Raw genomic sequence first — 23,136 nt, 5'->3', positions numbered from 1 at the left:
AAAATACCCAATGTCACGCCTCCTGAAATGATTCTCATACCTGAGGAGAATACGGTAGTGCACGGCACAGGATCACAGCAGTGTGGCCTTATGCTCGTTGCCCTTCACTACCGTGGCGATGAAGGCATCAGCCGGCAGTGGACGACAGGTCTGGAAGCCCTGGAGGCCATTAATAGGCTTTTGGTTCAAGAGCTGGACTTGCTCCACGCTTTCGACGCCTTCTGCAATCACGGAAAAACCGAACTGGTTAGCTAACGCGATTACAGCATCCACTATGGCGGTTCCGCCGACGCCGCCATGCATGGCGTGCACAAAACTCTTGTCGATCTTGAGCTCGTCGAGCGGAAAATGCTGAAGATAGCTAAGCGACGAGTACCCTGTTCCAAAATCATCCAGCGAGACCTTGCAGCCCATCGCCCGCAGACGACTTAACTGATCGGCGGCGTCCTGCAGCGCATCCACCATCAGGCTTTCAGTGATTTCGAGTTTAATCTGTGCTGGCGGCACGCCGTAGATCTCGAGCGTTTTCGCGAGCTCATCCTGCAGCCGATGATCACGGAACTGGCGTGGGCAAATATTTACCGCAATGGTAAACCCTGCCGGCAGGACATGAAGCCTCTCCAACTGCACCAGCACTTCACAAACCTGTTTCAGCATGAGGGTATGCAGCTTATGGATGAAGTCAGACTGGACTGCAAATGGAATGAACTCATCCGGCAGCACCAGGCCCCGAGTCGGGTGCTGCCAGCGAATAAGCGCCTCGGCCCCTATGTGCGAACCCGTAAGGTTGAACTGGGGCTGGAAGTAAGCCTGAAACTGTCCATTGGCGATGCCTGAGCCGAGTTCTCTCTCGAGTTGTATTCGCTCATCGGCTGCCGTTTGTAGCTCAGGTTCAAAAAACACCATACATGAGCCACCGAGCTTCTTGGCCTGATACATGGCCGTGTCAGCGTGCTGTATGATCCGGTCGGCCGTACGGTGGGCGTCATCAATGAGACTGATCCCTATGCTCACCCCAATATGATACATATTGCCCTCGAGCTGAAAGGTCTCGTCGAAGGCCCGGAGAATCTTTGATGCCAGGCTTGCGACCTCATCAGCAACTTCACCAGCGTCCCTGTCCGACAGATCCGGCAGAATGATGAACTCGTCACCGCCAAGACGGGAAAGCGTGTCGGCCTCCCTCAGCAAGGATTTCAGTCGCGTCACGACAGCACACAGCAGTTGGTCCCCCACAGCATGACCAAGGGCGTCGTTGATGCGCTTGAAGCCGTCGAGATCCAGGAACAGGAGGGCGCTGTACTCGTGGTGACGTCCGGCGCGATCGAGGGCCGACTGCAATCGATCTTTCAGCAGGCGGCGGTTCGGCAGAGACGTCAGCGGGTCATAAAAGGCGAGCTGCTCAATCTGTTCATCAGCCCTCTTCCTGGCCGTTATATCTCGTGCCAGCCAAAGCACGTGTGGAGCCTCTGGCTTTTCTTCCAGATAACCCTCCAGGCGCACTACCCTGGCTTCGAATACTCTGAGCCCACCCTGGACAGTCAGCGTATATTCGTGGAGCTGCACACCCGGTGAGGACAGCGCAGTCTTCACTACCTTCATGAAGCACTCTGCATGCTCCGCCGGCAACAGACTCTGCATCGTATGCCCCTTCATTTCAGAAGGCGATTTGACCAGGAGGTGTGTATCCGCGCCGTATATGTCGACACAGACGCCGGCCTCATCAATGATAAGGGCAATATCAGGCATGACTTCGATAAAGGCCTCAAGCTTCCCCTTGGCCTGCGCAAGACGATGACTCAGTTGCGCTTCACGCTGCCTGGCTCTATCAGTTTCTATGGCGAGACTCGAAAGACGGCTGAAGCGATCAATGAGTTCGAGATGAAAAGGATCCGGCAGCTTGGGTGTGAGATAATAGATACCAAAGCTGCCGATGACCGTATCATCCGATGCTCGAATCGGCGTAGACCAGCACGCATGAAGGCCATGCCCCATCGCAAGGTCACGAAAATCTTTCCAGAGCGGATCCTGAGCGATGTCACTCACTATGATCTGATCGCCGGTATAGGCAGCCGTGCCACATGAGCCCATGCCAGGGCCGATGGACAATCCGTCCACAGCGCTACAGTAGCTATCAGGCAAGGAGGGTGCGGCAGCATGGGAGAGTGTGTCCCCATGCAATATCATGATGGAACTTCTGACTAGCGGCGAGTCAATGATCGATTCGATTCGGCGGCAGATGAAATCGAGACAGCTGGGAAGGTCGTTGCCGAGCGCGATTTTTTCGATGACTGACTGCTGCGCTTCGAGCAGCGCGGCATAGCTGATAGCGTTCACGGCGAGCAATCCTGAAGAAGGGTTCCATCGAACTGCTGTACAGACTAACGATATCAGCGCCGGCATCGAATATGATTGATCATCTTAAGCCAAATCAGACACGTATGGAACATGATGGACGCTGGAAATCACTCTGACGACGCTCAGTCCAGGCACTCTGCTCTCGAAGGGGCAGCGGACATGCTCCTTGGCAGTCGATTGTTTGTGCTGACTGGTGCGGGCATCTCAGCCGAGAGCGGGATACCAACTTTTCGTGACGTTCAGGCTGGTCTATGGGCAAAGTTCAAACCCGAGGAGCTGGCCACACCTGAAGCGTTTGAGCGCAATCCAGGCCTGGTCTGGCAATGGTACCAGCAGCGTCGCCGCGATCTGCGCAAGGTTGCCCCCAATGCGGGCCATCTGGCGCTGGTCGAACTGGCGTGCAGGCTTGGCAATTTTGCCATAGTGACGCAGAACGTGGATGACCTGCACGAGCGCGCAGGCAGCACGGATGTCATCCACCTGCATGGTAAGCTCGACGCTTCGCACTGCTTCGAATGCGAGGCGCCGTACATTTCAGCGCCAGAGCCAGCTGCTGATGTCCCCAGACACGAGCAGCCTGCAAAGGACGAGCTCCCACCCTGCTGCCAGCATTGCGGCGCGTACGTTCGGCCCTCGGTTGTGTGGTTTGGTGAACTATTGCCAGCTAAGGCATGGGAAGCCGCCGAGACTGCAGCAAGGCAGTGCGACGTGCTGCTGTGCGTAGGCACATCCTCACTGGTCTATCCAGCGGCGCACTTGCCGGGCATCGTGCTCGATGCTGGAGGGCGGGTCATACAGGTCAACCCCGAAGTCACTGCGCTGGACGATCGAGCCACCATCAGCCTACGTGGCAAGGCCGGCACTGTTCTGCCCGCCTTGCTTGAAGCCGTGGCCAGGCGACACACGTGATGTCCGGGCAGATCCATTTTCCATGGTTTACGGAGAGGCCACCCATGTGGATACAGAAAGAGCTGTCACTCAAGCCACGGTCGCGAGGCTTTCATCTCATTACGGATGAGATAGAGCGAGGCCTGCCAGAAATGCAGGATGTAGTAACCGGCCTCCTGCATGTCTTTATCCTGCATACGTCTGCGTCACTCACGGTGAATGAGAATGCCGATGCCAGTGTACGTGGCGACTTCGAACGCTTCTTCAACCGTGCGGTTCCGGAGAACGAGCCCTATTATCAGCATCGGGACGAAGGACCCGACGACATGCCTGCACATCTGAAATCGAGCTTGCTGGGCAGTAGCGTTCTGCTCCCCGTTTCGGATGGGCAGCTCAGGCTTGGCACCTGGCAAGGCGTCTATCTCTGCGAGCACCGTGACCATGGTAGCAGCCGCAGGCTCGTCCTTACGCTGAACGGCAATGAGGCGCTATGAGTTAGTCGATATCGAGGATGCTGCTGAGCTTCTGCAGGTTGGCTGGCTTCGCCAGATGATGATCGAAGCCCGCTGCAAAGGCGCGCTCCAGGTCCTCGGGCATGGCGTAGCCACTAAGCGCGATGAGCACCGTATCATTCAGGCTCTCGTCCGATCTCACCTGGCGCGCCACCTCATAACCGTCCATGCCAGGTAAACCAATATCACATAGAATAACGTCCGGATGAGTGTCTTTGGCCTTTTCCAGGCCCTGCTGGCCTTCATGAACGATTTCGACCTCATGGCCGCTCAGCTGCAGCAAGTCGCGCATGGTGCATCCCGAATCGACATTGTCTTCAATGATCAGGATTCGACGAACTTTCGATACCGCTGCCTTCTCTGGTTTAGGAACCTTCACCGCTGGCGCGTCCACTAAAGCCAACCTTATGATGAACTCGGCACCCTCGCCAGGACCCTTGCTGCTGGCGGTAATACTGCCGCTGTGCAGGTCGATGAACCGCCGGCTGAGCGCTAATCCCAGCCCGAGCCCCCCATTGGAGCGATCCAGCGCGGCCGGCCCCTGTGAGAATGGCTGGAACAGACGGTTGAGCAAATCGGGGCTCATGCCGATGCCAGAATCCGTTACGGTCAGCACAGCTTCCGAGCCATCTTTCCGTAGCGATACCGTGGTGACGCCACCGACAGGCGTGAACTTGACGCAATTCTGCAACAGATTCCCGATACCCTGAGACAGCCGATTGTCATCACCCGTGATCCAGAGCTCGACATCTGCAGGAGAGAACTCCAGGTGAATCTTCTTATCCTCGAACAGACTCTGATGATCTCTGACTGTGGAGACAGCGAGTTCGTTCAGTTCGAGCTTCTGTTTATTGATCTGGATCTTGCCGCGGGCAATACGGGTCAGATCGAGCAGATCGTCGATCAGACGGGCCATTTGCCCCGCCTGACGCTTCAGAATTGCCAGCGCATCCCTGGCAGCGCTACTGTCAGTTTTCGAATTTTCAATGATCTGAACAGCGTTCTGAATCGGCGCCAGCGGATTTCTCAACTCGTGAGACAGCACCGCGAGAAATTCATTTTTCCGTTCATCCACACCCTGCAGTTGCTGCTCACGTTCGTACACGGCTTCCTCAGCCAGCATTCTCTCGATGGCATCGCGGGTCCGTTCGGCAACTTCCTTCACCAGAGCACGCTCGGCACTGCTCCAGTTTCTCGCCGTCGCACTCAGCACCGTCAGAGCTGCTGGAATATTACTGTCAACGTGTACGAAGGCTGTCACAAACGACTGTACACCGGCCTTCCGGCATTCTGACTGTTGTTCGCTGGATAGCGTCTCCGTCGATGACAGATCATCGACACTGATGATTCTGCCAGCTTCAAAACACTCAGGAAGATCTGCAGTCCTGCCCCACGGCCGGAAGTCATCGGCAATGGTATGCCCCTCCGTGCTGCACTCATACTTCTCGACGGACTCGTTTGGCACCACGCTCTCGAAAAGCACTCTGTCGACCTGCAAGTACTCTCTCAGCAAACGACAGCTCGTGATCTCGATTTCGCTCGACACCCGAAGCGCATCCGCCAGTTCGACCCGGAAAGCGTCTCGCAGGCCAGCCTCTCGAAGCGCCTCCTCGACCCGCTTATGATCGTCAATATCAGCGAGCAGAACAGCCACATGAGCGTCATCATGACTGCTCGGCAGACGGAACGCGTGTGCTTCGACAGCGCGGCCGAATACGGAACGCGGGCATTGGTATCTCGCGGCTTCCTGGCTACTGCCAAGCCGATCGAACACATTCTGCCAGAAAGGCAGTAGCTTGGGCGTCGCCTCATGGATACGGCGCCCCACGAGCACTGTGGAATTGGTAAGCCGGTGGAAGGCAGAGTTCGCAGCGACGATGGTCAGGGCCGGATCATTCTCATCTGCTTTCTCGACCACGCAGAACGCTTCGTCCATCGATTCGAACAAGGTTCTGTAGCGCTCTTCGCTCTTGCGCAGGGCCAGCTCCGCTTGCTTGTGGTCACTGATGTCGAAGAAGGTCAGCACGACGCCCTCGATACGATCATCAGCAGTACGGTAGGGTCGCATGCGTGCCAGGTACCAGTTGTCCTGGCTGTCGCGGACCTCTCGCTCGCTGGGAATGAGATCCTTGAGCACGCCCTCGGCGTCCTGCATCAGTCGATCATAGTTCAGTCGATGTGTAAGGTCGGATAGCGGGCGTCCCTTGTCGACCGTCCGCAGGTTGAACAGTTCTCCTATCTGGGGTGTAAACCGCAAGATGCGCAACTTCCGGTCGAGAAACAGCGTGGCAATATGGGTGGCAGCCATAAGGTGCTGCAGGTCATCAGACAGCTGACTCAGTTCCGCTACCCGGTGTCTGTTCTCCTGATTTGCCGTTTGCAGCTCTTCATTGATCGACTGCAGCTCCTCTTTGGAGGTCTCCAGCTCTTCAAGCGTCGACCTCAGCTCCTCATTGGCAGACTGCAGCTCCTCGTTTGAAGCCCGCATTTCCTCCTGACCGGTTTCGTATTCATCGATTGCTGCCTGGAGGCGACGCTTGGTAAGCTCCAGCTCGAGCTCGAGTTCCCGGCTTGCCGCCGCGGAGGTGCCATCCTGCGCCTCGGCGTCAACCTGAAGCAGCGCCGGGTCGCGTTCGTCAAAGACAATGAGGACATAGTCGTCATCCTCGTCACCGCTGCCACGACGCGCATACACTGTCACCTCGCGCAGCTCTCCATCTATTCTCAGCGGCACGGGTCTGGAGACGCAGGGCTCTTCTCCCCCCAGGGCCCCCTGCAGCGCGGCATTGAGTTCGACCTGTAGCTCTTCGCGAACCAGCTTGAAGATATTTGTGGTCGGCACACCCCCCGGATGCATCATGTACCGGCCGGCGCGCCGGGATAGATGAACCATCCGGTTGTCGGAATTGACCAGGACGCTCGGCGGCGCGTATCGCTCTACCATACGGTGGTGCAGGGCGCCGTAGGATGGCACAGGAGCTGGCGCCTTCGGCTGATCATCGTCCTTGTGCCGCGTTCTGGTAAATGGAAACACGGGCAGGCGCGGCTCCGAGACGGGTACATTGCGTCTGGCATACAAACCATTCGTCTTGTTTTCCGGCACGAACAGGTGAGATTGAGTAACGGTCTCCGCAGTGCCGAGGAGCAGATAACCCGGGGCTTTCAACGAGTAGTGGAACAGCTCGATGATGTCAGGTTGAAGGGTGCGCTGGAGATAGATCAACACATTGCGGCAGACAATCAGATTCATGCGTGAGAACGGCGGATCTGACAGGAAATTATGCGGTGAGAAAACGACCAGATCACGAACTTCCTTCTTTACACGATAGGCGCCGTTTTCCTTCCTGAAGAATCGCTCCAGCCGTTCTTGGCTCACATCAGTCTCGATATCGCCGGGATACAGGCCTTCGCGGGCGCGCTTGAGAGAATGTTCGTGCATATCCGAGGCAAAAATCTGAATCGCCCTGTCGGACTGGGTATCCTCGGCATGCTCCAGCATCAGCATCGCCAGCGTATAGGCTTCCTCGCCGGTCGAACACCCTATCGACCATATCCTAATCGACTCGTCCTCGAAGGCGTTTGCGAACAGCCTGGGAATGACTTTCTGTGCCAGCTCGTCGAAGACCTCAGGGTCTCTGAAGAAACTGGTCACGGTGATGGAGAAGTCATTTACCAGCTCGACCACCTCTTCCGGAGTCGTCTGTAGAAGCTCGAGATAGTCGCTCAGCTCTTCAAGATGAGCCAGCTGCATGCGGCGGCGGATGCGGCGCATGATGGTCGACTGCTTGTACCGGGAAAAGTCCCTGCCCTCCCGGGCCCGGACAACCGACAGGATCGTCTTCAGCAGGGGCCGGGCTGAGTCAGGCTCATCTTCGGCCGCCGGCAACCTTGGACTCGTCTTGAGAAAGCGCAGAACGTACGCCACCATCTCGTCAAGTGGCAGCACGATATCGATGATGCCCGTATTGATGGCGCTGCGGGGCATGCCGTCGAACTCGGCTTCCACAGGATCCTGGACGATGGTGAGACCGCCTTTCTGCTTGACCTCCTGGATACCCAGCGTGCCATCAGACCCGGTGCCCGTCAGGATAATGGCCGCCGAATTTCCATCATGCGACTTGGACAGCGTTCGAAAAAAGTGGTCGACAGGCGCCCGTGCCCGCCGCTCGGATTCGAGTTTGGTCAAACGCAGATGGCTATCGATACTGCTGAGATTCTGGCCGGGTGGAATGACGTAGACAGTGTTTGGCTCCACCTTGACCTCACCCTGCACCTGCTGTACCGGGATCTCCGCCTTGACCTGGAGGAGCGAGGACAAATGACTCTCGTAGTCTGGCGATAGATGGACGACGACCACAAAAGCAACACCGCTATCGAGTGGAATGGTACCCAGCAGGATTTTCAGCGCCGCCAGCCCACCCGCAGAAGCGCCTATGCCAACGATTGGCGGCCCATACGCTCCGCTCTCCGTCGGCTCGGGAGAGGCTTGGACAATCGTATCGGACTCGGATGTTTCCAGCGCTTCATTCTGATGCTGTCGAGCGGTGCTGCTATCGTCGTTCCGGAAATTATTAGTCATTAAGGGATCACAGAAATGGCGCTGGAAATTATCAGCATAAAGGCGCTATACAGCTTTAACAATCGCTTGTTGGTCGTATGACCGAAGTGACACCTGGATGCCCGCCCTGCTGAAACACGAAAAGACATTCACCAAAGCACGTAGTGTCTCCAGTGAATGTCCTTTTTTCCGGCGGATCAAAGCCACACTCCCGGTCAGCCCGGGAGTGGCTATGGCAACCTATATGTCAGCTTCTGTTCTGGTCGCATTATAGGAACCGGAACTGCGCTCGTCAGACGGCCTGTAGGTTGTGGGCGTCAACTTGCTGGCAGTGCCTGCAGCACGGGTCTCATTCCGTGGATCGGCCGAAGAACTGGTGCCCGCATACTGACGTGGCGTGCGCTGTGTCGTCGTATTGCCTCTCAGACTGCTGCTTCGCATGGTGCCGTATCGGCTGCTGTTGCGGCTGCTGCTATCACGGTGCATCACTGCCCAGACCAGCATCGCTGCTGCCGCGCCGGCAACTGCACCACCAATCACAAGCGCTGTAGGCGGCGCCTGAACAAACTCTCGCGTACGACCGACCAGTTCACGCCCTCTTTCCCTGAGCTCAGGTGCCCGCTCCTCGTATTCCTCGGATAACTGATGAGTCACATCACTGATCTTCTCTTTGACGTCGTTCATTGTTTCTTTGTAAGTCATCGTCGTCTTTTCCTTTTTCTGCGTATCGGTCTGTCTCGGGTCGCATAATTCGGGCCAACCTGCCGTGAATCAGCCTTAACAATCCGCGAAGCGGCGATTCTGCAGGGCTCGAAGCTTCCAGGCCTATTTTCACAGGCCAGACAAGTGGCTGGAAGCGTGTATTGACGGCCCTGAATTTTTGTAAATCGGCCAATTGCAGAGCCACGCTTTGTAATTGTTATCACTTTCAATCCAGCTGCTGCGGCTGGCCTTGATGGGCTAATAGACTGAAACTGGAGATAGTTCATATGAATAAAAGCCATCTGCTGACTCGCTGGCTACCTGCGCTCATCATTCTGCTTGTCATCATTCGACTTGCGATGCCCTATGCCATCCTGCGGTATGTCAACAAGACGCTTGATGGAATAGAGGGCTTCAGTGGCCATATCGATGACCTGGACCTTTCGCTATACCGCGGCGCCTTCATGATCCAGGGCATCGACATCGTCAAAACGGATGGTGAGGTGCCTACACCGCTTTTCAGTGCTGATGAGGTTGATGTGTCAATTCTGTGGGGTGCACTTTTCCGCGGTTCACTGGTGAGCGAAGTGTACTTTCTCAACCCGGAAATCAATATCGTCGATGGCGGGGAGAAGGCAGAGGGACAGACCGGCGAAGACCAATCCTGGACAGAGGTCCTCGAATCCATCACGCCGTTCAACATCGAACAGCTCGAAGTCGTGAATGGTGAAGTGCACTTCAGGAATTTCAACAGCGAGCCGCCAGTAGACGTTTATCTCAACGAAATCAACATGATCGCGACCAACTTGACGAATTCGGAGGATCTTTCTTCAAGCCTGGTGGCTAATCTGGACGCCAAGGCACTCTTCATGGCTGATGCACCTGTCGATCTGAAGCTGAAGATGAACCCTTACGCCGAGCAGCCGCTGTTCGACCTGAACCTCAAGATGGACGAGCTATCAGTCACCAAACTGGATGATCTCATCAAGGCCTATGCGCCTTTCGACCTGGAGGGTGGACGCTTCAGCCTCACTAGCGAACTCGCGGCGGAAGACGGCGAAATTGCGGGTTACATCACCCCTGCGCTCAAGGAAGCCGAGGTCTTCAAGTGGCGGGAGGATGTCAAACGTGACGATGATGGACTCCTGACGGTAGTCGGCGAATCCATCACTGGCTTATTTTCAGCTATCTTTGAAGAGGGGCGCAAAGATCGTATCGCGACCCGCGTGCCTATTGAGGGCCGGATCGATAACCCTGACGTCGGCGTCGTCACCGCAGTCATTGGCATCATCAAGAATGCCTTTATCGAAACCTACGAGTCCTCACTCGAAGGCAGCGTTTCGCTCGATGATGTGGGCGATGACGAAAAAGAAGGCGAGAAACAGAAAGAACCGGAAGAGTGACGGGCCACCACAGGCTGTACAAAAATTTATAAGAGACCGTTTTATGTCGACCACAACATCAAGGCAGAACCTGCGCCACCACCTGCGTGTCCCTGCCGCCTGCCCAGCCGTGCTTAGGCTCGAAACACCTGCGAAAGTCCAGATCAGAAATATTTCCCGGGCCGGAGTCATGGTGTCCTGCGAACGCGAGCTGGCAGACCTGTTATCGGCCGACCAGAAAACGATGATCCGCCATGAACCGACCACACTGGAGATCGAATTCGATCTACGGGAACTGGCGCGTGGCAGCACGTTTGTACCCCCAGACAGTGCCGAAGCGGCATTCCGCATTGCAGCTGTAGTGGCGCATACATGCCGACAGTCGCGCGACGAATACCACGTTGGTCTCAGCTACCTGCGCCTGACCACGGAGCAACAGGACCTCCTTGACGAGTTCATAGAGGCAAAGAAGGGGCGCAGACCATAAGACTATAACAAAGCGGTATAGAATAGAGCTTTCTTATAATTTCCTGATTTCCTATAGTACGCGCATTCCAAACTGGCGAAATTCTTTCCGGGGAGACGCGCACTACATGTCTGAACACACTCTGACTCACCTCAAGCAACTTGAGGCTGAGAGCATACACATCATTCGCGAGGTCGCTGCCGAATTCGAGCGACCCGTGATGATGTACTCCATCGGGAAGGATTCTTCCGTGATGTTGCATCTCGCCCGCAAGGCCTTTTTCCCGGGCAAGCTGCCGTTTCCCCTACTGCACGTGGATACCACCTGGAAATTCAGGGAAATGATTGAATTCCGTGATCGGATGGCGAAAGAGCATAGCCTTGACCTGATCGTCCACATCAATCAGGAGGGTGTTGCACAGGGCGTGGGGCCGTTTACGCACGGCAGCTCGAAGCATACGGATATCATGAAGACTCAGGCACTCAAGCAGGCCCTGAACAAATACAAGTTCGACGCAGCCTTTGGCGGCGCGCGACGTGACGAGGAGAAGTCGCGTGCCAAGGAGCGGGTGTACTCGTTCAGGGATGAAAACCACAGCTGGGATCCGAAAAATCAGCGTCCCGAGCTCTGGAATCTCTACAACGGGAAGATCAACAAGGGTGAGAGCATCCGTGTATTCCCGCTCTCCAACTGGACAGAGCTCGACATCTGGCAGTACATCCATCTGGAGCAGATCGAGATAGTCCCCCTGTATTTCTCCAAGAAGCGTCCTGTGGTCGAGCGAGACGGCACCCTCATCATGGTCGATGATGAACGTATGCCCTTGCGTGAAGGCGAGACGCCGGAAATGCGTTCGGTCCGCTTCAGAACACTCGGCTGCTATCCGCTCACCGGTGCTGTCGAGTCCGAGGCAGATACATTAACCGACATCATTCAGGAAATGCTGCTGACGACCAGCAGCGAGCGACAAGGCCGCATGATCGACCACGATTCGGCCGGCTCGATGGAACAGAAGAAGCGCGAGGGATATTTCTAGCATGTCACACCAGTCCGAACTCATCAGCGAAGACATTCTTGAGTATCTCAAGCAGCACGAACAGAAGGAGCTGCTGCGTCTGTTGACCTGCGGTAGTGTTGACGACGGCAAGAGCACCCTGATCGGGCGACTTCTGCACGATTCGAAGATGATTTATGAAGATCAGCTCGAAGCGATCAAGAAAGATAGTGCCAAAAGTGGGAATGCCGGTGGCAAGCTTGATCTCTCGCTGCTGGTGGATGGCCTGCAGGCCGAGCGCGAACAGGGTATTACCATCGATGTCGCCTATCGCTTCTTTTCGACTGCCAAGCGCAAGTTCATCATAGCCGACACCCCTGGGCATGAGCAGTACACGCGCAACATGGCCACGGGCGCCTCGACTGCGCAGCTGGCCATCATTCTGGTCGATGCGCGCTATGGTGTGCTCACCCAGACCAGGCGTCACACATTCATTGCGTCCCTGCTCGGCATTCGCCACGTCGTCGTCGCCATCAACAAAATGGATCTTGTCGACTACAGCCAGGCGCGCTATGACGAGATCCGCGAAGATTATCTGGCGTTCTCGCGGGCGCTGCGGATTCCCGACCTGCGCTTCATCCCGCTCTCAGCGCTGGATGGCGACAACGTCGTGGACTTCTCTGAGAACATGCCTTGGTACAAGGACTTGCCTGGGGCAGAGCCGCTCATGCACATCCTGGAGAACGTTGCCATTTCGGATGATCGTCAGCTGGCCGAATTCCGCATGCCAGTCCAGTATGTGAATCGTCCAAACCTCGATTTTCGTGGTTTCGCAGGCACGATCGCCTCCGGCGTCGTACGGGCTGGTGATGAAATCATGGCCTTGCCATCACGCAGAAGCAGCCGTGTAAAATCGATCGTAACCTACGATGGCGACCTCGAGGAGGCCTTCCAGAACCAGGCGGTTACCCTTACCCTCACTGACGAAATCGATGTGAGTCGCGGTGACGTTCTGGTCAAGAAGGATCATGTCCCAACCGTCGGCAGCCGACTCAACGCGAATATCGTGTGGATGACGGATAGCCCGCTCGTGCCCGGCAAGCAGTACGCGATCAAACTCGGCACTACTACAACCTTTGGTTCAGTTACCCGAGTACTCCACCAGATCGACGTCAACACGCTGCAGCAGAGCAATGCTTCGCAACTCGGCCTGAATGAAATTGGGCTGTGCGAACTTGCACTGACCAAACCGATTGTATTCGACCCCTACCAGCGCAATCACCTGATGGGTGCGTTCATCATCATCGACCGGCTTACGAACGTCACCGTCGGGGCGGGCATGGTGGATAGTGCAGTGGCAGACTCGGAGCGGCTTTCAGACGTGCCGGTGGCTGCAAGCGAGCGCGAAGCGCGCCGGGGACATGCATCCCTATTGATCGAGGTTCAGGGTCCTGTCGCCGCCAAGCTGGCTTGTACTGTCGAGCGGGTTCTCTTTGAGCATGGCCTGATGGCCGTCGCCATCGATGAAGAACTGACAGTCTCAGCAGCAAGACTGGCCCGGAAGGCGCACATGATTGTGATTACCCAGAGTCGGGAAGCTTTCGAGACTGGAAACGATGCGACCCCGGACTTGCTGTGCATTCACGCTGATACCGATGACGATATCGCTGAGGTTGTGGACTCTGTGCTGGAACGTCTGGGGCTTGCTCACAAATACTAAGCGATGATATGAGAGATGGCGGCCATATGGCCGCCATCTCTCTGATAGCAGAACATCTATTTGTCGGTTTTGGCCGGTGGCCGCGGAAACGCAGAAACTGTAGCCATCTTGGCTGTTGAAACCTTTGCCTGCCCCTGCTGCTCGACTTCATCGATCCGAATGATCGCAGTCATTGGAATATAGGAACGAGTCACGCCGGCAAACTCGTTCTTCAGCTTTTCTTCAGCCGGATCGACCAGCAGCTGCGAGCGCTCGCCGAACAGCCAGGTTTCTATCTCCACAAAACCATACAACTCGCTGGCATAGACATTAGCCGCGTAGACTTCGAAAATCTCGTCGTGATTGAAGTAGATAACCTTATAGACCGTCTTGCTTGTCGTAGAACTTGCCATGTATTTGAGTACCGTGAACGATGAGACTAAGAAATGGGGTCGAGATTTTATCACTTCAACCCTATAATAGCCGCCCAATTTGTTAAATGCTCAAATTTTGAGCAAGGGTGACCAGTGGCGACCAAGAAGCTTTTTATAAAAACGCATGGCTGTCAGATGAATGAGTATGACTCGTCCCGCATGGCAGACCTGCTGGGCGAGAGCCATCAGCTCGAGCTGACCGACTCGGCAGAAGACGCCGATGTGATACTGCTCAATACCTGTTCGATCAGGGAAAAGGCGCAGGAAAAAGTGTTCCATCAGCTGGGTCGCTGGAAATCCCTGAAGAAAAAGAACCCTGATCTGCTTATCGGCGTTGGCGGCTGCGTCGCCAGCCAGGAAGGCGAGGCCATCCGCGCCAGAGCGCCTTTCGTCGATCTCGTTTTCGGACCTCAGACCCTGCACCGGCTGCCGGCAATGGTCGATCAACGCGTGAAGAGTCAGATTCCCATGATGGATGTGACCTTCCCCGAAATCGAAAAGTTCGATCATCTGCCGATGCCGACCGCGGACGGCGCCAGTGCCTTCGTTTCGATTATGGAAGGCTGCAGTAAATATTGTTCATTCTGCATCGTACCCTACACCCGTGGCGAAGAAGTCAGCCGTCCGGTGGCCGACGTGCTTGCGGAAATCGAACATCTGGCCGGCTCCGGTGTACGCGAAGTCAATCTTCTTGGTCAGAACGTCAATGCCTATCTCGGCATGCTGGAGGATGAGGACGAAGCGCCGGTGGACCTCGCCGAACTCATCACCTACGTCGCAGCTATCGATGGTATCGACCGCATCCGATTTACCACCTCACACCCGGTCGAGTTCAGCGACTCACTCATCGATGTCTATGCCGAAGTACCTGAGCTTGTCAGCCATCTGCACCTGCCAATACAGAGCGGCAGCGACAACATTCTCATGAGGATGAAACGCGGGCATACGGCGGCAGAGTACGTCGATAAAATCCGGCGCCTGCGGGAAATAAGGCCCAACCTGAGCCTGTCCTCCGATTTTATCATCGGTTTTCCCGATGAGAGCGATGAGGACTTCGAAGACACCATGCGGCTCATCGACGAACTCGGCTTCGATGTCTCTTTCAGCTTCATCTACTCTGCCCGTCCTGGCACGCCGGCTGCCGACTTGCCTGACAGCGTGCCTATGGATGTCAAGAAGGCTCGCCTGGCGCGTCTGCAGCATGCGATCAACCAGCACGCCCAGCAGATCAGCCGCCAAATGGTAGGCACGACTGAACGTGTGCTGGTAACGGGCCGCTCGAAGAAAGATCCTGCGCAACTGCAGGCGCGTACAGAAAACAACCGGGTCGTCAATTTCTTCCCCCAGCTTGAGGCGGCGGACATGACTGAAGCCAGCAGCAACGAAATGATGAGCCATGCAGACAGTGAGCGTCTGATCAGTCGCTTCGTCGACCTGCGCATCACTGAAGCGCGTCCAAATTCGCTGCGCGGGGTTCTGGTTGGTCTACCTGAAGGCTTACGCCCTGCTGCGCCTTCGGCAGACATCGCATCGACGAGCAGCGTTCAACCCACCACGGAGACTGCCTATTACCAGGCCTGATTCAGCCGTTGTAACCGGCTCAGAAGCAAAAGACATCGTTGTCACCATCTCGCTCGAGCCTGACAATGTCGCAAAGCTGCGAAACTTCTGCGGCCAGTTCGATGAACATATTCGTCATATCGAGAACCGGCTGCGGGTATCGATCAGCCATCGGGGCAACCAGTTCGCCATTCGTGGTGAGCGTGCCCGGGTCAAAGCAGCTGAAGAGCTGCTGAAGCGACTCTACAAGCAGACCAGCTCGCGTTTCGAACTCGGCGGCGAAGAGGTGCATCTGTTGATACAGGAGGTCCGCGACCGCCATCGCCTGGACTCGTCACCCGATGATGACGATACCCAGGACCGCGAGCTTGCTGCTGCCATTCGAACCCCAAAGTTGCACGTAAAGCCGAGAGGCTCGAATCAAAGCAGCTACGTCAAGTCGATTCGAAGTTGTGACATCAACTTTGGTGTAGGGCCAGCAGGTACGGGCAAGACCTATCTCGCGGTCGCCTGCGCCGTTGAAGCCTTCACCAGTGAGCAGGTGCGCAGGATCATGCTGGTCCGGCCGGCGGTCGAGGCCGGTGAGAAGCTCGGCTTCCTGCCGGGCGACCTGGCTCAGAAGGTGGATCCTTATCTGCGCCCTCTTTACGACGCGCTCTATGACATGATGGGTTTCGAGCAGGTGGCCCGCCTGATGGAGAAGGGGCTCATTGAAGTCGCACCCTTGGCTTTCATGCGGGGTCGTACACTCAATAATGCCTTCGTCATACTTGACGAGAGTCAGAACACGACGCGCGAGCAGATGAAAATGTTCCTGACACGCATCGGCTTCGGTTCAACGGCAGTCATCACCGGCGATTTGACCCAGGTGGATCTGCCGAGGAACACGCCCTCTGGCCTCGTGCATAGCCTGGATGTCCTGAGCGAAGTGGACGGCATTGCCGTCACCCGCTTTGCCAGTCGTGACGTCGTACGCCATCCGCTCGTTCAACGCATTGTTGATGCCTACGACAAGTTCGACAAGCTCGGCGAGTCAGCCGCACCCAAGGACCCGAGCAGCGAGCTACAGCGTCCCAGCCGCTTCAAGCGCAGTGGCCCGCAGCCTCCAGCACGGCCAAGGCCGAAAACCCCGTCCTCGGATGGTCAGCCACATTGATGACCACCATCGATCTGGGCTTTGAGGATCTGCGCGCAGGTTCGACCGCAACCGCCTTACCGGAGTTTGTCAGTGCCGATGGGCTGCGCCCGATCGTCGCAGCCGTGCTGGCCGGCAATCATTCAGCTGGCGAGACCGCTCACGAGTGGTCGCTGTCAATTCAGTTGTTGAACTCAGAAGACATGCAGGCTTACAACAGCCAGTACAGAGGCAAGGATAAGCCCACCAACGTCCTGTCTTTCCCTTTCGACCCGCCTCAAGGCCTACCTCCAGAAGCACTGGCTGCCGCACAGGCCGAGCTCGGTGACATTTTCATCTGTCCTGAAGTCCTCGAGCAGGAGGCCTTGGAGCAGCAGAAGTTGCTGGAACACCACTGGATGCATATCGTCATCCATGGCCTCTTGCATTTACTCGGCCACGACCATATTGAGGCTGATGAGGCTGAGGTAATGGAGGCCATTGAGGTCGAGCTGCTGGCAGCGTTAGGCATTGCCGACCCCTACCAGGACGTAGATGCTGACGCTCAGGTAAAGCCAAGGCCAGAAGAATAATCTGTTCCTCGCCCGCATTTTTGATTATTCTGATCCCGTATCGGTAGTTTTACCAATGCGGTACGTACCAGTCACATAAGAGAGAGTTGACCGAAATTTTATGACGGATCCCGAGCCGGAACAGTCAAAGTCGCACATGGACAGCCCCGCAAGAAGCTGGATAAGCAAGCTTTCAGCTGCTTTTTCAGCAGAACCCCAGGATAAGTCAGAGCTGCTCGAAATCCTTCGCGCTGCAGAATCAAGACAGATCATCGATACCGAGTCACTGGGCCTCATCGAAGGCGCCATGCAGGTCACAGACATGCAGGTCCGAGAAGTCATGGTGCCCAGAGCACAGATGATCGTGATCAAGGCCTCGGCCTCGCCAGAGGACTATCTTGAGGAGATACTCGATGCAGCGCACAGCCGTTATCCGGTCATCGGGGAGTCAAGGGACGATGTGGTGGGCATCCTGCTGGCCAAGGATCTACTTCCATTAGCCCTCAAAGGTGAGCTTACCCGTGCTCAGGTCATCAATCAGCTCAGACCGGTTTCTTTTGTACCTGAGAGCAAGCGACTGAATCAATTGCTCAAGGACTTCAAGACCAACCGCAACCACATGGCCATTGTAGTTGATGAATATGGCGGTGTTGCCGGTCTCGTCACCATTGAAGACGTTCTCGAGCAGATCGTCGGTGACATCGAAGACGAACATGATTTCGACGAGGAAGGCTTCATCAAGCGTCGTGACGACAGTCAGTTCGTGGTCAAGGCACTCACGCCGATCGAAGACTTCAATGAATACTTCGGGCTCGAACTCGACGAAGATGAGTACGATACTATCGGGGGCCTCGTTGTCCATCGCTTCGGCCGATTGCCCAAGCGCGGCGAGAGTATCGCGTTCGGTGACTTTATGGTGAAGATCCTGAACTCGGATAATCGTCAGATTCGTCTCATGCAATTTACCCGTCAGGCCGAGATGAGCTGAGTCGGTACCGCGCCATAGCCACAAGTTGAAACGCCTAATGCTCGCTCACTTTGTCCGCCACTACCTCCCCTGGCTACTAGTCGGCGGGTTCTTGCCTTTCACATTTGCGCCCTTCGACCTGGTTTGGCTGCCCTACCCGCTGTTCGCCCTGGCATTCTGCATGCTGCCTTCGCTGGCGACCCGCAGCTTGAAACAGTTCGCACTGGCAGGCTGGTGCCTCGGTTTCGGCTTTTTTACCGTGGGCGTGTCCTGGGTCTATTTCAGCATTCATGACTACGGGAATGCCTCGCCCACGCTGGCTGGTGGGCTAACACTGCTGTTTACCGCCCTCCTCGCCCTGTTTTTCGTGCTGCAGTTCCTCCTGCTTGGATTATCTTTCAGATATGCCAGGCTCGATCGTATCTTGCCCACGCGCCAGGTATTACTCGGCGGATTGATATTCGCCGCAGTCTGGGTACTTTTTGAATGGGTAAGGGCATGGCTGTTGAGCGGCTTTCCCTGGCTTCTACTCGGGGAGGCGCTGCCCTCAGCCAGTACAGGCGGCTGGATGGCCGGCTGGGCACCTGTTGCTGGTGTTTATGCCTGTTCGCTGCTCATTTTGCTGATGGCCCTGGTGCTGGCGCTTATAGTTCAAGAGCTTCTCGAGCGAACGAAAAAAAAGCCGGACATGGCGGACCATCAGCCTCAGATCCGCAGCGCCAGATGGCCTGCCTACGCTTTTACCGGAATCGTACTTGCCCTGGTACTGAGTGGCTATGGACTCAGCACCGTGCAGTGGACGACAGCGAACGGGCCGGCACTGACGGCTGCACTCGTTCAGCCCAATATTGCTCAGGCGCTGAAGTGGAAATCTTCAGAACGTGACAATATCGTCCGGACATATCTCGATATGACCGCGCCACTCTGGGATGCCGACATCATACTCTGGCCCGAAACCGCGCTGCCCTTGTACGAACATCAGGCCGTCTCTCTCCTGGATCAACTCGCGAGACGAGCAGATTCAGAGAATACCGCGTTCTTTACCGGCATCCTGACCGTCAGCGAAGGTGACGAGGGTGAAATACAGGTTCACAACAGTTTTATCGGCCTTGGGAAGGCGCAGGGGCGCTATGACAAGCAAAGGCTGGTCCCATTCGGAGAGTATGTGCCGATGCAGTCGTTGCTGCGAGGTCTCATCGACTTTTTCAATCTGCCCATGTCCGATATGCGGCCAGGACGTCCTGATCAGTCTCCATTGACGATGCAGCTCAGTGCTGGCGGCCAGCCCTACTCCGTCGCAGCCCTCATCTGCTACGAAGTAGTTTACCCTGATTTTGTCGCCAATCAGGCCGCCGATACTGACCTGATGATCACGGTCAGTAACGATACATGGTTCGGACGTTCCATCGGGCCTTTACAGCACCTTCAGATCGCCCGCATGCGTGCGCTGGAACAGCAGAAGCCATTTCTGCGTGGCACCAACAACGGCGTCACAGCCATCATCGGCGCAGACGGCATTATCCAGGACCGCTTGGCGCAATTCGAAACTGGTGTACTCAGAGGCGAGGTCCAGCCTCGACAGGGTGCTACGCCCTTTGCCAGATCCGGGTCACTACCGATTCTGTTCCTAAGCGCCCTGCTCATTGTCGGCTCAAGTCTGCGCGCCAGACGCCAGTGATTGCCAACGGCTGGTGACAAGCCGATCAATACAGGTAGAATAGCCGGCCACGCGGATCAAGCAGAGCACATGCCAGCCATGCCAGAACTGATACCAGAACACTATCATCCCCAGGCGGTCGAACAGGACGTACAGACAATCTGGGAGAAGGAAGCCTGTTTTCAGGTCAATGAGGACAAGACCAAAGAAAAGTATTACTGCCTTTCGATGTTCCCCTACCCCAGCGGCAAGCTGCATATGGGCCACGTCCGCAATTACACCATCGGCGACGTGATTTCCCGCTACCAGCGGATGCTCGGCAAGAATGTCCTTCAGCCCATGGGCTGGGACGCATTCGGTCTGCCCGCCGAGAATGCCGCACTGAAAAACAACGTGCCGCCAGCACGCTGGACCTACGAAAACATCGCCTATATGAAGGGTCAGCTGCAGGCACTTGGCTTCGGCTATGACTGGTCGCGCGAAGTCGCCACCTGCAAGCCTGATTATTACAAGTGGGAGCAGTGGTTCTTTACCCGCCTGTATGAAAAGGGCCTGGTGTACAAAAAAATGTCCACAGTGAACTGGGATCCAGTCGATGGCACGGTACTCGCCAACGAACAGGTCATCGACGGTCGCGGCTGGCGGTCTGGCGCCCTGGTCGAACGCCGTGAGATCCCGCAGTGGTTCATCAAAATAACAGCCTACGCTGAAGAGCTACTGAACGACCTCGACAAGCTCGAGCACTGGCCCGACCAGGTTCGCACCATGCAGCGGAACTGGATAGGCCGCTCTGAGGGTGTTGAGTTCAGATTCAGCCTGAAAGACCGCGACGAAGAAATTGAGGTCTACACCACGCGTCCAGACACCATCATGGGTGCAACCTACATTGCCATTGCTGCACAGCATCCGCTCGCTCAGGAAGCTGCCGAGACCTGCACTCGCGTCAGCGACTTCATTCAGTCCTGCATTAATACCAAGACTGCCGAAGCCGAGCTGGCCACGATGGAAAAGCTTGGTGTCGAAACTGATATCAAAGCAATCCATCCATTCACCGGTGAGTTGGTCCCCGTATGGGTCGCCAATTTCGTGCTCATGGATTACGGCTCGGGTGCAGTCATGTCGGTGCCTGCCCATGACGAGCGCGATCATGAGTTCGCCCGCAAGTATGGTCTACCCATCACCCAGGTCATCGCGCCGCTGGAGAACGATTCCGCTGAAATCGACATCCAGCTGAATGCCTATACCTCGCATGGCATCACCATCAACTCGGGCGAGTTCACTGGTCTTACGACAGCCGAAGCTTTCGAAGCTGTCGCGAAGGCGCTGGAAGCGCAGGGCAAAGGCCGGAAACGAGTCAACTACCGACTGCGCGACTGGGGCGTCTCCCGCCAGCGTTACTGGGGTGCACCCATCCCCATGGTGACCACAGAGTCTGGTGAGGAACGCATCGTTCCGCTCGACGAGCTGCCAGTCGTATTGCCTGAAGATGTGACCATGAGTGGCGTCAAGAGTCCGATCAAGGCCGATCCCGAGTGGGCGAAAACGGTCAGCGGCGGAGAGCCTGCGTTACGTGAGACAGATACTTTCGATACCTTCATGGAGTCGTCCTGGTACTTCGCGCGCTACTGCTCACCGAAGTCCGAGACTGCCATGCTCGAGCCCGAAGCGGCCAACTACTGGCTACCGGTCGACCAGTACATCGGTGGCATCGAACACGCCATTCTGCACCTGCTGTATGCCCGCTTCTTCCATAAACTTTTGCGGGATGAGGGCTTGGTCAATTCAGATGAACCCTTCTCGCGTCTGCTCTGCCAGGGCATGGTCATCGCCGATGTTTTCTATCGCACGATGGACGACGGCAAGAAGGTCTTTTTCAACCCGACTGAAGTTCAGCCAGTATTGACCGACGATGGCAGGGTGAGCGGCTATGTGCTGATGTCAGACGGTCAGCCGGTAGAACACGGCGGCCGTGAGAAAATGGCCAAGTCGAAGAACAACGGTGTCGACCCACAGACCCTCATCGATCAGTACGGCGCAGATACGGTACGTCTGTTCACCATGTTCGCAGCGCCGCCAGAGCAGTCGCTCGAATGGTCCGATACCGGTGTCGAAGGCGCTCACCGCTTCCTGCGCAGACTCTGGAAGCAGGTTCGCAGCTTTACCGAGGCCACTGGCAGCGATAAGGCCGTCGCCATCGATGTCAACGCCTTGGCCGAAGCTGAACGTAACCTCTATCGCAAGACACATGAGACGATTGAAAAAGTGTCCGACGACTTCGGCCGCCGGCTCACCTTCAACACAGCCATCGCTGCGGTCATGGAGCTTCTGAACGAAGCTAACAAGCTGGCTGCCGATACTGAGCAGGCTCAGGCTGTGCTCAGGGTAGCGCTTGAAACAGCAGTGTTGGCACTTGCGCCAATTACGCCCCATATCTGTCATGTTCTCTGGCAGGCACTTGGGCATGAGGACAGGATCCTGGACGCCGCCTGGCCGAAAGCGGACCCGAAGGCGCTGGTGCGGGATGTGTTTACGTTGGCTATTCAGGTCAACGGCAAGCGACGAGGCGAAATGGACTGTGCTGCAAGCGCCGATAACGAAGCGATCATCGCCACGGCGCTCGCTAACGAAAATGTGCAGAAGTTTATTGAAGGCAAGTCAATCGTGAAGACCATCGTCGTGCCACAGAGGCTGGTCAACATTGTCGTTCGCTAGTCCTGCAAAAGAGGCTTTACAGGGGACACTTAAGCCTCTTGGAGTCCTCTTGCTCGTCGTCAGCGTGATCGTGGCTACGGGCTGTGGTTTCAGACCAAGGGGCAATATCGTGCTCCCCGATGGTCTGCGGGCCATGAATCTGGTTTGCGCACAGGCGATAGACTCCAACTTCTGTGACGTCGTCGATCGACAGCTCACCGAAGCCGGAGTCACGATTGCAACCGACTCGGATCGACTGCCGACCCTCATCATTGGTGAAGTGCGGACCGACCGCCGCGCGGTGAGTATTTCCAATAACGCTATTGCCGCTGAATTCCAGGTTGCGCGTCTTGTGGAGTTCTCTCTTACCGATCTGGGCGCCACACTCATTCCGCCGACGCAGCTTGTGCAGTCGCAAGTCTATCGATATGACGAACTCAGTGTGCTGGGTAAGGAAAAAGAGGAAGAACAGATTATCGAGGATCTGGATCAGCAACTTTCGGCAGAGCTGATGCTACGGCTTTCACTCTACAGTGATCGGAATGCCATTCTGCAGATATTCGCACCCTGATCACGGATAAC

The 23,136-nt window shown here is 56.1% G+C and carries 17 protein-coding genes; 13 read left to right on the top strand and 4 right to left on the bottom strand.

The features are described 5' to 3' along the window. Positions 1 to 72: 72 nt before the first annotated feature. Positions 73 to 2,337, bottom strand: a complete 2,265-nt coding sequence (locus ACH3PB_RS01320; protein WP_416397676.1) for a putative bifunctional diguanylate cyclase/phosphodiesterase — start codon at positions 2,335 to 2,337, stop codon at positions 73 to 75. A 111-nt stretch (positions 2,338 to 2,448) separates the two neighbouring features. On the opposite strand from ACH3PB_RS01320, the gene ACH3PB_RS01315 reads away from it, so the two are divergent. After that, positions 2,449 to 3,267, top strand: a complete 819-nt coding sequence (locus tag ACH3PB_RS01315) for an SIR2 family NAD-dependent protein deacylase (protein WP_416397674.1) — start codon at positions 2,449 to 2,451, stop codon at positions 3,265 to 3,267. A 44-nt stretch (positions 3,268 to 3,311) separates the two neighbouring features. Beyond that, complete coding sequence (locus ACH3PB_RS01310; protein WP_416397672.1) at positions 3,312 to 3,740, top strand: secondary thiamine-phosphate synthase enzyme YjbQ; 429 nt, start codon at positions 3,312 to 3,314, stop codon at positions 3,738 to 3,740. 1 nt (position 3,741) lies between these two features. Here the strand turns inward: ACH3PB_RS01310 and ACH3PB_RS01305 are convergent, their stop codons facing one another. Further along, complete coding sequence (locus tag ACH3PB_RS01305; protein WP_416397671.1) at positions 3,742 to 8,337, bottom strand: CheR family methyltransferase; 4,596 nt, start codon at positions 8,335 to 8,337, stop codon at positions 3,742 to 3,744. Positions 8,338 to 8,556: 219 nt separating this feature from the next. After that, a complete protein-coding gene (locus ACH3PB_RS01300; RefSeq protein WP_416397670.1) occupies positions 8,557 to 9,018 on the bottom strand; it encodes a hypothetical protein in 462 nt (153 codons plus the stop codon). Between the two features lie 287 nt (positions 9,019 to 9,305). On the opposite strand from ACH3PB_RS01300, the gene ACH3PB_RS01295 reads away from it, so the two are divergent. From ACH3PB_RS01295 to cysN, 4 genes are all read left to right on the top strand, one after another. Continuing rightward, positions 9,306 to 10,421, top strand: a complete 1,116-nt coding sequence (locus tag ACH3PB_RS01295) for a DUF748 domain-containing protein (RefSeq protein WP_416397668.1) — start codon at positions 9,306 to 9,308, stop codon at positions 10,419 to 10,421. A 43-nt stretch (positions 10,422 to 10,464) separates the two neighbouring features. Further along, complete coding sequence (locus ACH3PB_RS01290; RefSeq protein ID WP_416397666.1) at positions 10,465 to 10,887, top strand: PilZ domain-containing protein; 423 nt, start codon at positions 10,465 to 10,467, stop codon at positions 10,885 to 10,887. Positions 10,888 to 10,993: 106 nt separating this feature from the next. Further along, on the top strand, positions 10,994 to 11,902 hold the full coding sequence (cysD, locus tag ACH3PB_RS01285) for a sulfate adenylyltransferase subunit CysD (RefSeq protein ID WP_416397665.1): 909 nt from the start codon (positions 10,994 to 10,996) through the stop codon (positions 11,900 to 11,902). 1 nt (position 11,903) lies between these two features. After that, entirely contained in the window at positions 11,904 to 13,580 is a 1,677-nt protein-coding gene (gene cysN / locus ACH3PB_RS01280) for a sulfate adenylyltransferase subunit CysN (protein ID WP_416397663.1), read from the top strand. A 56-nt stretch (positions 13,581 to 13,636) separates the two neighbouring features. On the opposite strand, the gene ACH3PB_RS01275 is transcribed toward cysN, so the two are convergent. Next, complete coding sequence (locus tag ACH3PB_RS01275) at positions 13,637 to 13,972, bottom strand: DUF1820 family protein (protein WP_416397661.1); 336 nt, start codon at positions 13,970 to 13,972, stop codon at positions 13,637 to 13,639. Positions 13,973 to 14,128: 156 nt separating this feature from the next. Between ACH3PB_RS01275 and miaB the strand changes: the two genes are divergently transcribed. The 7 genes from miaB to lptE all read left to right on the top strand — a co-directional run bounded on the left by miaB (position 14,129) and on the right by lptE (position 23,125). Next, a complete protein-coding gene (miaB, locus tag ACH3PB_RS01270; protein WP_416397660.1) occupies positions 14,129 to 15,574 on the top strand; it encodes a tRNA (N6-isopentenyl adenosine(37)-C2)-methylthiotransferase MiaB in 1,446 nt (481 codons plus the stop codon). A 34-nt stretch (positions 15,575 to 15,608) separates the two neighbouring features. Further along, complete coding sequence (locus ACH3PB_RS01265; RefSeq protein WP_416399501.1) at positions 15,609 to 16,709, top strand: PhoH family protein; 1,101 nt, start codon at positions 15,609 to 15,611, stop codon at positions 16,707 to 16,709. Then, complete coding sequence (ybeY, locus tag ACH3PB_RS01260; protein WP_416397658.1) at positions 16,709 to 17,260, top strand: rRNA maturation RNase YbeY; 552 nt, start codon at positions 16,709 to 16,711, stop codon at positions 17,258 to 17,260. The genes ACH3PB_RS01265 and ybeY overlap by 1 nt, the downstream gene beginning before the upstream one ends. Positions 17,261 to 17,360: 100 nt before the next feature. Continuing rightward, the gene (locus ACH3PB_RS01255; protein WP_416397657.1) at positions 17,361 to 18,227 is read left to right on the top strand and encodes an HlyC/CorC family transporter; all 867 of its coding nucleotides are present in this window, start codon (positions 17,361 to 17,363) and stop codon (positions 18,225 to 18,227) included. 91 nt (positions 18,228 to 18,318) lie between these two features. Continuing rightward, complete coding sequence (gene lnt / locus ACH3PB_RS01250; RefSeq protein WP_416397655.1) at positions 18,319 to 19,884, top strand: apolipoprotein N-acyltransferase; 1,566 nt, start codon at positions 18,319 to 18,321, stop codon at positions 19,882 to 19,884. Between the two features lie 90 nt (positions 19,885 to 19,974). Further along, the gene (gene leuS / locus ACH3PB_RS01245; protein WP_416399500.1) at positions 19,975 to 22,575 is read left to right on the top strand and encodes a leucine--tRNA ligase; all 2,601 of its coding nucleotides are present in this window, start codon (positions 19,975 to 19,977) and stop codon (positions 22,573 to 22,575) included. A gap of 49 nt (positions 22,576 to 22,624) precedes the next feature. Beyond that, positions 22,625 to 23,125, top strand: coding sequence for an LPS assembly lipoprotein LptE (lptE, locus tag ACH3PB_RS01240; protein ID WP_416397653.1), 501 nt, complete (start codon positions 22,625 to 22,627; stop codon positions 23,123 to 23,125). The last annotated feature ends 11 nt before the right edge of the window (positions 23,126 to 23,136 follow it).

Origin of the sequence: Allohahella sp. A8, assembly GCF_047946665.1 — a bacterium.
In the GTDB taxonomy this organism is placed as follows: domain Bacteria; phylum Pseudomonadota; class Gammaproteobacteria; order Pseudomonadales; family Oleiphilaceae; genus Allohahella.
This window is presented reverse-complemented; position numbering and strand designations above follow the sequence as displayed.

Bases quoted from the DNA above. Each gene is read 5' to 3' on its own strand.
- ACH3PB_RS01315 (WP_416397674.1), top strand. From the start codon at position 2,449: ATGATGGACGCTGGAAATCACTCTGACGACGCTCAGTCCAGGCACTCT.
- ACH3PB_RS01310 (WP_416397672.1), top strand. From the start codon at position 3,312: ATGTGGATACAGAAAGAGCTGTCACTCAAGCCACGGTCGCGAGGCTTT.
- ACH3PB_RS01305 (WP_416397671.1), bottom strand. From the start codon at position 8,337: ATGACTAATAATTTCCGGAACGACGATAGCAGCACCGCTCGACAGCAT.
- ACH3PB_RS01300 (WP_416397670.1), bottom strand. From the start codon at position 9,018: ATGACTTACAAAGAAACAATGAACGACGTCAAAGAGAAGATCAGTGAT.
- ACH3PB_RS01295 (WP_416397668.1), top strand. From the start codon at position 9,306: ATGAATAAAAGCCATCTGCTGACTCGCTGGCTACCTGCGCTCATCATT.
- ACH3PB_RS01290 (WP_416397666.1), top strand. From the start codon at position 10,465: ATGTCGACCACAACATCAAGGCAGAACCTGCGCCACCACCTGCGTGTC.
- cysD (WP_416397665.1), top strand. From the start codon at position 10,994: ATGTCTGAACACACTCTGACTCACCTCAAGCAACTTGAGGCTGAGAGC.
- cysN (WP_416397663.1), top strand. From the start codon at position 11,904: ATGTCACACCAGTCCGAACTCATCAGCGAAGACATTCTTGAGTATCTC.
- ACH3PB_RS01275 (WP_416397661.1), bottom strand. From the start codon at position 13,972: ATGGCAAGTTCTACGACAAGCAAGACGGTCTATAAGGTTATCTACTTC.
- miaB (WP_416397660.1), top strand. From the start codon at position 14,129: ATGAATGAGTATGACTCGTCCCGCATGGCAGACCTGCTGGGCGAGAGC.
- ybeY (WP_416397658.1), top strand. From the start codon at position 16,709: ATGACCACCATCGATCTGGGCTTTGAGGATCTGCGCGCAGGTTCGACC.
- ACH3PB_RS01255 (WP_416397657.1), top strand. From the start codon at position 17,361: ATGACGGATCCCGAGCCGGAACAGTCAAAGTCGCACATGGACAGCCCC.